The 12,318-nt window shown below is 67.6% G+C and carries 10 protein-coding genes and 1 pseudogene; 5 read left to right on the top strand and 6 right to left on the bottom strand.

Features of this window, described 5'->3' with window-relative positions:
• Positions 1–25 precede the first annotated feature (25 nt).
• Positions 26–922, bottom strand: coding sequence for a LysR family transcriptional regulator (locus tag K3M35_RS13970; protein ID WP_024102093.1), 897 nt, complete (start codon positions 920–922; stop codon positions 26–28).
• 71 nt (positions 923–993) lie between these two features.
• Here K3M35_RS13970 and K3M35_RS13965 point away from each other — a divergent pair, with 71 nt between their 5' ends.
• The 3 genes from K3M35_RS13965 to K3M35_RS13955 all read left to right on the top strand — a co-directional run bounded on the left by K3M35_RS13965 (position 994) and on the right by K3M35_RS13955 (position 3,829).
• On the top strand, positions 994–1,911 hold the full coding sequence (locus tag K3M35_RS13965) for a CoA transferase subunit A (RefSeq protein WP_200358757.1): 918 nt from the start codon (positions 994–996) through the stop codon (positions 1,909–1,911).
• Entirely contained in the window at positions 1,908–2,684 is a 777-nt protein-coding gene (locus tag K3M35_RS13960) for a 3-oxoadipate--succinyl-CoA transferase subunit B (protein ID WP_006553723.1), read from the top strand. The genes K3M35_RS13965 and K3M35_RS13960 overlap by 4 nt, the downstream gene beginning before the upstream one ends.
• Positions 2,685–2,818: 134 nt before the next feature.
• The gene (locus tag K3M35_RS13955) at positions 2,819–3,829 is read left to right on the top strand and encodes a DICT sensory domain-containing protein (RefSeq protein WP_006553724.1); all 1,011 of its coding nucleotides are present in this window, start codon (positions 2,819–2,821) and stop codon (positions 3,827–3,829) included.
• Between the two features lie 16 nt (positions 3,830–3,845).
• Here K3M35_RS13955 and K3M35_RS13950 read toward each other — a convergent pair whose 3' ends face one another.
• Positions 3,846–5,072, bottom strand: coding sequence for an EAL domain-containing protein (locus tag K3M35_RS13950; RefSeq protein WP_064060488.1), 1,227 nt, complete (start codon positions 5,070–5,072; stop codon positions 3,846–3,848).
• Positions 5,073–5,365: 293 nt separating this feature from the next.
• Between K3M35_RS13950 and K3M35_RS13945 the strand changes: the two genes are divergently transcribed.
• Together K3M35_RS13945 and K3M35_RS13940 are read left to right on the top strand one after the other, a co-directional pair.
• A complete protein-coding gene (locus K3M35_RS13945; RefSeq protein ID WP_052039944.1) occupies positions 5,366–5,788 on the top strand; it encodes an STAS domain-containing protein in 423 nt (140 codons plus the stop codon).
• Positions 5,789–6,013: 225 nt separating this feature from the next.
• Positions 6,014–8,626, top strand: coding sequence for an AMP-binding protein (locus tag K3M35_RS13940; protein WP_371850708.1), 2,613 nt, complete (start codon positions 6,014–6,016; stop codon positions 8,624–8,626).
• A 113-nt stretch (positions 8,627–8,739) separates the two neighbouring features.
• Here K3M35_RS13940 and K3M35_RS13935 read toward each other — a convergent pair whose 3' ends face one another.
• The 4 genes and pseudogenes from K3M35_RS13935 to K3M35_RS13920 form a co-directional block, all read right to left on the bottom strand.
• The gene (locus K3M35_RS13935; protein WP_019290827.1) at positions 8,740–9,780 is read right to left on the bottom strand and encodes an acyl-CoA dehydrogenase family protein; all 1,041 of its coding nucleotides are present in this window, start codon (positions 9,778–9,780) and stop codon (positions 8,740–8,742) included.
• Positions 9,777–10,922 (bottom strand): acyl-CoA dehydrogenase family protein, encoded by a 1,146-nt coding sequence (locus tag K3M35_RS13930; RefSeq protein ID WP_064060486.1) that lies wholly within the window; start codon positions 10,920–10,922, stop codon positions 9,777–9,779. Before K3M35_RS13930 ends, K3M35_RS13935 begins: the two co-directional genes overlap by 4 nt.
• Positions 10,919–11,527: a TetR/AcrR family transcriptional regulator gene (locus tag K3M35_RS13925; RefSeq protein ID WP_232333390.1), complete on the bottom strand. Its 609-nt coding sequence runs from the start codon at positions 11,525–11,527 to the stop codon at positions 10,919–10,921. The genes K3M35_RS13930 and K3M35_RS13925 overlap by 4 nt, the downstream gene beginning before the upstream one ends.
• 92 nt (positions 11,528–11,619) lie before the next feature.
• Positions 11,620–12,318 (bottom strand): annotated as a pseudogene (locus K3M35_RS13920) (AMP-binding protein); the annotation flags it as partial.

The raw sequence follows: 12,318 nt of genomic DNA, 5'->3' as shown, positions 1-12,318 counted from the left end.
CGGCGCAGTCGCCGGCCGGCCCCGGTCAATCCGGAGTCGGCAGCGCTTCCTCGGAGAGGCGGAGAACCTCCCGCAGCGCGGCACTGTCGTCGTCCTCCCGCCACACGAGCCGCACGTCGAGCGGCTCGGGATGATCTGCGAGAGGAACGAACACGACCTCGGGGTTGATGACGTTCGCTGCGACCGACGAGACCGTCATCGAACATCCCACCCCGGCCGAGACCAGGGCGATCAGCGACAGCGAATCCGGGGCGCTCTGAACGATTCTGGGCGTGAATCCGACGTCGTGGGCGATACGGAGCAACAGCTCGCGCAGCATCGATCCGGGTTCGGCGGGCAGCATCACCCACGCCTCGTGCGCGAGGTCCTCGAGCCGGACCTGCTCACGGTCGGCGAGCGGGTGCTCCTTGGGCAGCGCCACGACGAGGTTCTCTCGGGCCACGACGCGCGACGCGATCCCCGGTGGGAAGAACAACAGGCGCACGATGCCGATGTCGAGCTTGCCCGCGGCCAGCTTGTTGAGCGCCTCGCTCGCGTACGCCGAACTGTCGAGCACGAATTCGATACCGGGATGAGTGCGCCGCACGAGCTTCGCCCACCGGCCCACGAGATAGTGCGAGGACGAACCGGCGAAACCGATACGGACCCTGCCGGTCTGACCCGACCCCGCGGCGGTCACCGCCATCTCGGCGAGCCGGCAGGCGTCGAGGATGTTCCGGGCCGGCTCCACGAGCGCGCGACCGCTCTCCGTCAACCGCACGCTGCGGGTGTTGCGTTCGAAGAGTTCGGCTCCGAGTTCTTTCTCGAGCCTGCGGATCGTGCGGCTGAGCGGCGGCTGGGCCATGTGCAGCCGCTGCGCCGCGCGACCGAAATGCAGTTCCTCCGCCACCGCCAGGAACGCCTTCACCTGCTGGATCTCCACCCGTCGATTATTGCGCCTGCGGGCTCCTGATATCCGACACCGAATTACCGACCACACGGAGGACGACCGGTATGCCGGACAAACTCATGCCCCTGCGCGAGGCGATCGCCACCTATGTCGAGGACGGCATGACCGTTGCCCTCGAGGGTTTCTCGCACCTCATCCCGTTCGCGGCGGCGCACGAGATCATCCGGCAGGGCAGGCGCGACCTGACGTTGTGCCGCATGACCCCCGACATCATCTCCGATCAGCTCATCGCCGCCGACTGCGTCTCGAAGCTCGTCGCGTCCTTCTTCGCCAGCGGCTCGGCCGGGTCGCTGTACGAGATCCGCCGGCGCATCGAGAGCCACGACCCCGTCGCACTCGAGGTCGAGGAGTACAGCCACTACGGCATGGTCTGCCGCTACCAGGCCGGCGCGGCCGGGCTGCCCTTCTTCCCGCTGCGCTCGTACGCCGGCAGCGACCTGCCGAAGATCAACCCGAACATCCGGCTCGTCGAGGATCCCTTCAGCGGCGGCAGCGTCTACGTTGTGCCTCCGCTGAACCCGGACGTGACGATCATCCACGCGCAGCGCGCCGACCGCTCCGGCAACGTCCAGATCTGGGGCATCGCCGGTGTGCAGCAGGAAGCGGTCTACGCTGCGAAGAAGGCCATCGTGGTGGTCGAAGAGATCGTCGACGACGACGTGATCCGCTCCGATCCCAGCCGCACCCTCGTCCCCTCGCACGCGGTGGACGCGGTGGTGCTGAGCCCGCGCGGAGCGCACCCCTCCTACGCGCAGGGTTACTACGACCGCGACTGCGCGTTCTACCGCCGATGGACCGCGATCAGCAAGGACCCCCAGCAACTGCGCACCTGGTTGAAGGAATGGGTCCTCACCACCGCCGATCACGCCGAATACCTCGAGAAACTGGGCGAAGAGTACTGGGCCGACCTCGAGGTCGCGCCGCGCCCCTCCGGGACCGTCGACTACGGGAGCCGAAAGTGACCACCACCGAAACCTTCTCCACCACCGAACTGATCGTCTCCGTCGCCGCGCGGGCCCTGGCCGGCAAGGCCCGGGTCTTCGCCGGGGTGGGTCTGCCCACCCTCGCCGTCGACCTCGCCGCCCGCACGTCGAACCCCGACGTCGAGCTGATCTACGAATCCGGGGTCTGCGGTGCGCACCCCGAGGCGATGGCCGAGGGCATCGCCGACTCCGTCGTGGTCTCCGGCGCCGAATCCGTGGTGTCCATGGCGTCGCTGTTCGGGTACGTGCTCCAAGGCGGCAACGTCGATGTCGGGTTCCTCGGGGCGGCGCAGATCGACCGCGACGGCAGCCTCAACACCAGCATCATCGGCGACTGGGACAAGCCCACCGTGCGCCTGCCCGGCGGCGGCGGAGCCGTCGAGATCATGCCCAACGCCGGCGAGGTGTTCGTGATCATGCGACGCCACGATCCGAGTGCCTTCCCCGCCGAACTGGACTTCTGCACGACCCCGAGCCCGGTGCGCGCCCGTGAGGCGGGCGTCGGCATCATGCCCCGCGGCCGCGGGGTGACGAAGGTGTTCACCAGTCTGGGCGTGCTGTCGCGGCAAGATTCCTTCGACGAACTCGAACTGACCAGCATCCACCGCGGTGTCACCGTCGACCAGGTCCGCGCCGCCACCGGCTGGGATCTGAAGGTCTCCGACGAGCTGACGCTGACCGAGGATCCCACCGCCGAGGAGATCGACCTGCTGCGCAACGAGATCGACAAGGTCCGCCTGTATCTGCGGTGATCCCGTCGACGTGACCGACGTGGCGGCTGGCAGGATGTCCGCAACGGACGACGCCCCGGATCCTGCGAGCCTGCGCGCGTCCGGCGTGATGCTCGGCGGACGGACCGCCGCGTGATGCGGGAAGGCGGCACGTCATGCACGCGAGCACGATCCACGACCTCGTGGACGGCACGGTCGTCGCGGCTGTGATGCCGTTGACCGACCTCGCGCACAGGCCGGTGGCCGGACGCGATGCCGTCGCACTGGTCGACGAGCACGAGGTGTTCGCCGATCCCCCGACGGTCCTGCACCGGATCGCCGCTGTGCGCGAGCGCGGATTCGCCGTGGCGGTACGCATCGCGGAATCGGCGTCCCGCGCCACGGTCGTCCTGGCTCTGGTCGAGCCGGAGGTGGTCGTCGTACCGGCCGAGGCGCTCGTCGCATCCGACCTGCGGGCCGCCACTACCCTGCTGTCGTTGCGGGCCCACTGCGAGCGCACGAACTCCGTCGTTCTCGCCGAGGGCGTCGACTCCGACCTTCATCGCGAGGCGGCCCTCGCCCACGGTATCGATTTCGGTTGCGGTACAGCACTACACGTTGCGGAGGGTGAAGCCGGCCCTTCGTCGCCGCGCGGCGGGTTGTTCCGTGAACCCACCTGGAGTGCGCCGCTCGACGACGCGACCGCCGCGCCCTTCCGCATCCTGTCTGCCGGTCGGGAACGCGTGCGGAGCGGCAAGGGTCTGCTCGTGTCCATGAGCGCCGACCTCGAGGCGCGAGCCGGGGAGGCCGGACCCGACACGATCGCCCTCGGCACCTTCCAGCACCACGACCACTTCACCGGGGCCGCACGCAGACGATGGCTGTCGATGGCCGACACCCTCGCGCACGTCGCGGTCTTCGCGGTCGGGTTCGGCACGAGCACCTCGGGCCCGGACCTCGTCCCGATCGAGCCGCACGATCCCCTCGTCGACGAGTGGAACGTCATCCTCCTGGGAGAGTCGTTCGCGTGCGCGCTCTCTGCCCTCGACCTGCACCGTCGAACGGCCGGCGGCGAGCGGGAGTTCGAGTACGTCGTCTCCTACGACCGGGAGGCCGTCGCCCGCGCGGCGCGCGCGACCCTGTCCCGTCCCCGACCGGTCCCCTTGGAGGTCCCACCCTCGTCCTGAGCCGCTCTCCCTCGGGTCACCCCTCGAAACGCGCCAGGATGCTGTGGGCGCACCGGATCACGGTGCCGCGGTCGTAGGACAGCACGTAGCGGAACTCGCGGTCGAGATCCGCTGCGTCGGTGTGCATGTCGAGCGCGGCGAGTACGCACGCGAAGTGCGGACCGAGGACGACGACGTTCCATTCGTCGACGATCGGATCGTTCGGGTCCAACGGCGCGTGGTGTACCGCGGAGTCGACGTAGGGATCGATTCCGACGCCGTAGACCCCGGTGTAGGCGACCTGCCCGGCGAGCTGCGCCCATCGAACCCGGGAGGTCGGAGTGAAGTGCTCGGCGCGCTGGAAGGTGCCGAGCACGATCGTCTCCGGTCCGGCTCCCACCGCGTTGGTCTCGAGCAGCTTGCTCATCGACACCAGAAGTCGCTTGAAACTACTTGTGCGTCTGCGTCCTTCGGACGCCAGAGCGAAGGGAGTGAGTTCGAGGCCGCCGGGAACGGCCCGTCGCGGACGCAGCGATATCGGTTCGACATCCGAATCCGCTTGCGCGGCATCACCGGTCGATCCGACTGTCGGATACAGCGCGCCCATTCCGTATTCGGCGGCCAATCCCAGAGCGCGGCGGCGATGCAGTTCCGAATCGACGCCCTGCGCGATGACGACCGCGCTGCTGGATTCGATGTACGCGGCGACGGCGTGGGCGATCCTCGCCGTCGAGGCGTCGGCCGCACGCGCGATCAGGGCCGGCGACGTGATGATCACATCCGGTTCGACGAGCGGCAGCAGCGCGAGGGCCTGAGCACGCGCTCCCACACCGTCCACCGCGACGAGCATGCCGGCGGTGCGCGCCGCCGCAATGGTGCGCAGCGTCCTGGCAGGGGCGGCGATCAGCGTCTGCTCGGTGATGAGAGCGACCGTGGTCGACCCCCCTCGATCCCCGAGCGCGCCGAGTTCGTCGAGTGAATCGAGATCGACGGTCACCAGATGCGGAACCGCCGACTCGGCTTGCCGTCCGGCCCTGCGCCACTTGATCCGGTCCAGTTCCGACTTCTGATGCATCGCCCGGGCGGCCTCGCTCAGAGCGGTCGCATCGTGCAACGATGATCCTTCCGGACCACGCAGTTGCAGTTCGACGGCGGACAGCGCACCGCTGCCGAGCCGGTGGATGGGGGCGAGCTCCGTCTCCACGACGAGGCCGCCGAACGCGGCCTCCGCGTCGGCGGCAGCGTCGGCAGGAACAGCGCTCATGGATCCAGCATCCCATCTCCAGCCACCGATCGTCCGCTCGGGCCGACGGAGCCAGGAACATAGGATATTTTCGCAGCTCCGAACGCCTACGTTACAGAACCGTGATGTTTCGTTATCGCTCCGTTATGGAACGGGTGGTGGCGAAGCGACATCCGTCGGACAGGCTCTGTGCAAGCCCGAGGCGAGTTCTCACCGGACCCCGACGTTCTCACCACGACCCCAGCAGGCCGACCGTCTGCTCGTGATCCAGCCCGCACCGGACGGCACGAAATCCACGCCGACAGGAGACCGCAATGAGCACACGTACGAGCACCACCCGCAGGATCGTCACCCACACCGGCGCACTCTCACGAGTCGGTGCAGAGACGGTCGCCCGAGCACCGCGCTACCGTCTCGACGTCCACTCGCCCTCCCGTCGCTGCAGCGTCCTGCGGGCGAAGGGAGATCTCGACATGACCGCCCGAGCGGAGTTCGCCTCCACTCTCGGCGACCTCGCACACTCGGGCGACCACGTCGTCGTCGATCTGTCCGAGGTGACCTTCATGTACTCCGAGGTCGCCTCGATGCTCGCCGATGCCGTTCACATCCGGCCCGGCCGTTTCCACGTCGTCGCACCCACACGCCAGGTGCGCATGCTGCTCGACATCCTCGCTCCCGACCTCGACGTCACAGCCGATGCCGCACCCTGCGACGCGGGCACAGCACCCGCTGCCTGATCACAGCAAGGGGCGCGTGACGGCGTCCGGCCGGCGTACAACCGACTGCTGTGGCAGTGCGCCCGCCACGTGCGCGCGTCGCAACACCTCGGACACGACTGCAGCATCGGATCCACCCACGACCGCGGCGACATGTGTGTGTGTGGGGGGCGAACCCCATAAGGTGGTGGTAAAGGCCAATTCAAGCCCTCGGTTGTCAGGTTTGGCAGCCCTTACACTCTATCGGTGCTCAGCCCGTTCTTCCGCAAGGAACATCCTCGCGTGCGTTTCGTCCTCCATCTGGAAGACTTCGGTGACGCCCCAGCCTTGATCACCCAGCAGGAAACCGTCACCTACAGCGACCTGGCCGACCGAGTCCATCGGGCAACTGCCCGGCTGGGCAACACCCGCCGACTGGTGTTGATCGCAGGTGCCAACGAGATCGATGTTCTTGTCGTCTACCTTGCAGCCCTACTCGCCGGACATCCGGTTCTGCTGGCGCCGGGCGACCACCCCGCAGCCTTCGAAGGCCTGATCGCCGCATACCGACCCGACGTGGTGGTGCGCAGTATCGACGGGACCGTGACGATCGAGGAACGGGGTGACGGTTCTGCGCATGTACTGCACCCCGACCTGGCGCTGCTGCTGAGCACCTCCGGCTCGACGGGCTCCCCGAAACTCGTCCGCCTGTCCCATCGCAACGTGCAGTCCAATGCAGAGTCGATCGCGGAGTACCTCGACATCCGTAGTACCGACCGGGCAGTGACGACGCTGCCGATGCATTACTGCTACGGGCTCTCTGTCATCCACAGCCACCTACTGCGCGGAGCCGCAGTGATCCTCACGAGCCGCTCGGTGACCGACCCGGCGTTCTGGGAGCTGTTCCGAGACCACCGCGGCACCAGCTTCGCCGGCGTGCCCTACACGTTCGATCTGCTCGATCGGTTCGGATTCGACGAACTGGACCTACCCGACCTGCGCTACATCACCCAGGCCGGCGGTCGACTCTCACCGGATCGGGTCCGCGCCTATACGCAGTCGGGCCGTGAGCGGGGCTGGGATTTCTTCGTCATGTACGGGCAGACGGAGGCGACCGCACGGATGGCGTACCTGCCTCCGGAACTCGCCTCCGACTATCCGCAGTCGATCGGACGAGCTGTTCCCGGTGGATCCTTCCGGCTCGAGCCGATACCGGACGCTCCGGACGGCACCGGTGAACTGATCTACACGGGGCCGAACGTGATGCTCGGCTACGCGCACACGCCCGAAGATCTGGGTCTCGGGGACGTCCTCGAGGGTGAACTGCGGACCGGCGACCTCGCGCGGCAGATCGACGGCGGCGTGTACGAGGTGGTGGGCCGACGCAGCCGTTTCGTCAAGATCTTCGGGCTACGGATCGACCTGCAGCAGGTCGAGTCGACCCTCGCCGAACAGGGACTGACAGCATGCTGTGTCGGCGGGACGGACGACATGATCGTGGCGGTCGAGGGTGCGAGCGATCTCGAGGCGATCCGGTCCGCGAGCGCACGGGCCTGTGGTCTTCCCGTCGCGGCCGTGCGGGTGTGTCTCGTCGACGAGCTTCCGCGGACCGGCACGGGCAAACCCGACCTTCGGGCAGTGGCCGAGCTCGTGCACCACGCGACGCCCGATTCACCCGAGGCAGAGAGCACCGTCGTGGACACGGCCGCCCTGCGGACCCTGTATGCCGAGGTGCTGCACAGTGGGCAGGTCACCGACGACAGCTCGTTCGTGAGCCTGGGCGGCGACTCGCTGTCCTATGTGCAGATGTCTCTGCGGCTCGAGCGCATGCTCGGCTATCTACCCCAGAACTGGCACACCACCGCGATCAAGGATTTCGTGCCTACGCCCCGGCGACGATGGTGGCGGGCGGTCGAGACCAACGTGCTGCTCCGCGCTGTTGCGATCGTGCTGATCGTCGGTTCGCACATCCGGTTGTTCGGGGTTCTCGGCGGCGCGCATGTGCTGCTGGGGGTCGCCGGATACAACTTCGCACGCTTTCATCTCGCCACTCCCCGTACCGAACGGGTGCGACATGTCCTGGGCAGCGTCGCCCGAATTGCCGTACCCAGCATGGTGTGGCTCGGCATCGTGATCGCACTGACCGGGGACTATCTCGTGACCAGTGCGTTGTTGCTCAACGGCATTCTCGGCCCCGACGGGTGGACGCCCGAATGGCGGTACTGGTTCATCGAAGCGATCGTGTACATCCTGCTCGTAGTCATCGCGGTGTTGTCCATCCCGCTCATCGACCGTGTTGAGCGCAGGCACTCGTTCTGGTTCGCGATGGCCTTGGTGGGTGTGGGTCTGCTCCCCCGCTACCGCGTGATCGAGCTCGGGGACGGCAACAATCTGATTCTGAGCGCGTCGATGGTCTTCTGGTTGTTCGCCCTGGGCTGGGCTGCCGCTACGTCGACGACCGTGTGGCACCGAATGATCGTCACGGCAGTGATCGCAGCCACGGTGCCTGGATACTTCTCGGGTGATCTCCAGCGAGAACTTCTCGTCATCGGTGGGCTGGGCCTGCTGGTGTGGCTCGAGTCCGTTCCCTGCCCACCTGTGCTGAGCCGGATCGCAGGGGTGCTGGCGAGCGCGTCGCTCTACATCTACCTGACGCACTTCCAGGTGTATCTGCCGCTGCGAGAGGACCATCCCTGGTTGGCGTTCGCCCTGTCGATTCTGGTCGGCATTCTCTTCTGGCAAGCCGTGACGGTCACCCTTGCTCTGCGTCGACCGGTCGGTGCTGCGCGGGCGAAATCCGATCCGAATCCGGCCGGTACCAGCAGTGGTTCGCCCCCGTCCCACGCTGCGGAGATGCCGGGGAGATCCCCGGTGGCGTGAACTGTCACTGCTACTGGTTCGAAGATCCCGGGACGCGTGGTGTGCAGTCCTCGCCCTTGCGAACGACATCGATAAGACCGCGTTGAAGCATGCACCGACATGTCTCGTGCTCGTCAGCGTGCCGGGCCACCCGTGATCAACGCCCACACGTCCCCGGCTTCACCGGCCGCGGCGAGCAGTTCGGAATCCCACGACGCGACCGTGCCGAATTCGCTGCGCCACGACAGGATCCGGTTGGCGTGCCGATGCAGCTCGTGTTCCATCGTGAAGCCGATCGCACCGAGCGCCTGATGCGCGTTGCGGGCGACGACCGACGCCGCATGTCCGGCACACGACGCGGCCGCCGCGATCGCGAAGCGGGTCGACGCGTCATCGAAACCACCGGCGAGAACGGCATCGACCGCACCATCCGCGGCGGCGTGCACGAGCGAGGCCTCGGTGGCGATGTCGGCGACGAGCGCCTGCACCGCCTGGAACTTGGCCAGCGGACGACCGAACTGCACGCGGGCAGTGGTGTGATCGACGACGAGCTCGAGAACCCGATCCATCGCACCCGCGGTGGCCAGCGCACGGACGAGCGCGCCCCGGTAGCGGAACTCGTCGGCGGTGCCCGCCGGAACGTCACGTCCCGACAGTGCCGACAGGTCGACGCACACGTGGTCGCGGGGCTCCGCCGCCAAGTTCACGGCCTCGACGATCTCGACATCGCCGCGAGCGACCTCGGCGACCTGCCATCCCTGCGGTGACTCCCACAACACGACGATCGAGTCCGCGAACCGGGCCCACGGCACGTGGCGTGCGCGGCCGTCGGCGTCGAGCACCGCGGCGGTACGCACGGCCGGCACCGCCTCGAGGCCTGCCTGCTCGAGGAGCCAACCCGCGAGCAGATCGTTCTCGGCCACCGGCACGGCAGCAGCAGCACTGCCGGCAGCTTCGAGCAGCAGGGCGGCTTCGAGCCATCCCGCGCCGCTTCCACCACTGTCCTCCGAACCGGTGAGCCGATCGAGGCCGAGCTCGGTGAGGGTGCTCCACAGGGCACGATCGAGTTCGACGACGTCACCGATGCGGTGGTCGTCGCCCGAGGTGAACACCTCGGACAGCATCTGTGCGAAGTCGCGCAGTTCCGTCGACTGCAGTGCGTCCTGCCCGCTCATCTCATCCCCAATCCTCGTGCGATGACCCCGCGGAGGATCTCGCTCGTGCCGCCGCGCAGTGTGAAGCCCGGTCGTTGCATGACTCCTGCCCGGACGAGCTCGGCCAGATGTGCGTCGGCCGCGGTGTATCCCGCGACCTCGTCGGCGAGATCCGCCAGGTCCCCTTCGGTCTTCGTGCCGAGCACCTTCACTACCGACGCCGCGAGTTCGGCGTTCTCGCCACGTTCGAGGGACTCGGAGACCGCGGTGGACATGCGGTGCAGACCCGCGATGCGCCCGATGGTCGCTCCGATGCGGGTGTCCGCTTCGACGCTGCCGTCGGCCACACCGTGTACGAGGGATTCGAGCACCCCGAAGGTCGACAGGAAACGTTCGGGACCGCTGCGCTCGTAACCGAGCTCGCTCGTCACCTGTTCCCAGCCGGCGCCGATCTGTCCGAGCACCAGGTCGTCCGGGACGAAGACGTCGTCGAGCAGCACCTCGTTGAAGTGGTGGTCGCCGGACATCGACAGGATCGGGCGGATGGTCACGCCCGGGGAGTCGAGCAGCACGATGAACTGGCTCAGCCCGTCGTGGCGGTGCGCGGGATCGAGCGGGGCGGACCGCGCGAGGCCGAAGAAGGCGTCGGCGTGGTGGGCCCCGGACGTCCACAACTTGGTGCCGGAGATCCGCCACCCACCGTCCACCTGCGTGGCCTTCGTCTTGACGCTCGCGAGGTCGGATCCGGAGTCGGGCTCGGACATTCCGATGGCCCAGCAGATCTCACCGGCCGCGATGCCCGGCAGGAACCGCTGCTTCTGCTCTTCGGTGCCGTACTTCAGTAGCGACGGTGCGGCCTGGCGGTCGGCGACCCACTGGGCGGCGACCGGCGCGCCCACCGCGAGCAGCTCCTCGGTGACGACGAAGCGCTCCATGAAGGTTCGTCCGTGTCCGCCGTACTCGACGGGGATCGTCATGCCGACCCAACCGCGAGCGGCGAGTGCGCGCGTGAACTCGGGGTTCCATCGCGTCAGCCAGGTGTCGATGCCTGGGGTGAACACGCCCGCGTCGATCTGTTGTTTCAGGAACGCCCGTACCTCGGCACGGAGTTCCGTCAGTGCCGGGTCGGGGGTACCCGCCCTCGGTACGAGTCGTGCACTCATCGTTGATCTCCTTCTCCACCGGTGATGGTGGGACACAGCAGCGCCAGCGACAGGTCCGCGTAGCGTTCTGCGATCTCGTCCGGGCCGTCCGGACCCGCGGGGTCGTACCAGTTGGCGATAGCCGAGACCATCGCCAGAATCGATCGGCGGCAGTCGTCGGGATACTTCGTGGTGAAGACACCTTGTGCGACACCGCGATCGATGATGTCGCGGATCCGCCTTCGGCCGGCGCGCCGGCCTTCCTCGTACAGCAGCGCACCCTCGGGTTCGAGATTGCGCACCTCCGTCGCGATCATGCGTCCCTGCTCGGGGAACTGCGTGCGGAAGATGACGTTCCCCTTGACGAACGCGCGGATCTGCTCGACCGGATCGTCGCCGACGCGGGCGAGTTCGGCGTCACAGACCGCGTCGTAGGTGTCGACGCCGTCGAGCAGGATCGCCAGCAGCAGATCCTGTTTGTTCTTGTAGTGGTAGTACAGGGCGGACAGGCTCACGCCTGCCTCCTGCGCGATGGTCCGGATCGACGACGAGCCGTATCCGTTGCGCACGAACTCTTTCCGGCCCGCCTCGATGAAGACGCGCTGCTTCGGCGACAGCACTCTCACGACAACGCTCCGGTATCGGCGTACTGCGCGATCAGCTCGCCGAGCCTGCCCTTGACCATCTTGCCCGTCGGCGTGCGCGGCAGTTCGTCGACGAACCGCTCCATGAGCACGACCGTGCCACCGAGCGCCTGCGTCGACACGCCGTACCGCAAGGGCGCGGCGTGGTAGATCGGTGCCGGCGACAGGTAGACGGTGTTCTCGTCGAAACCGAAGCGGCGCACCTGCTTCAGCAGCAGAGGACCGGGCTCGTCACCGACCTGAGCACCGGAGAGAGCGGGCTTGATGCCTTTGGGGCGCCCGGTGGTGCCGGAGGAGTACAGCATGTCGCTGCCGCGGGGTTGGTCCGGCATCGGGGTGACGGGAAGACCCGCCACCTCCTCCTCGTACACGAGATGTCCGGGCACCTGCCCTCCGAAGGCGACACGGTGCGTCACCTTCGGGGTGAGCGGCACGATCGCCTCGGCGAGATCGGCGAGCGGCGCCGAGACGACGAGCACCTTCGCGTCGCAGTCGTCGACGAGGTAGGCCGCCTCGACGGGAGCGAGATGCGTGTTGACGAAGGTGACGTAGACGCCCGAACGAACTGCCCCCCAGTATAGTTCGAACGCAGTGGCGTCGTTGACGGTGACGACCGCGATGTGGTCGCCCTTCCCGACGTCGTGTGCGCGCAGCCAGTGCGCGAACCGGACGGACGCGCCCTCGAGCTCCCGATAGGTGAGCGTCCGGCCGGTCGCGGCCTCGTGCACGGCGGGCCGATCCGGGGCGACGGCGGCGTAACGGCCCGGGTACAT

This window comes from Rhodococcus sp. DMU2021, from assembly GCF_019641445.1.
Taxonomy (GTDB): Bacteria; Actinomycetota; Actinomycetes; order Mycobacteriales; family Mycobacteriaceae; genus Rhodococcus; species Rhodococcus pyridinivorans.
This window is presented reverse-complemented; position numbering and strand designations above follow the sequence as displayed.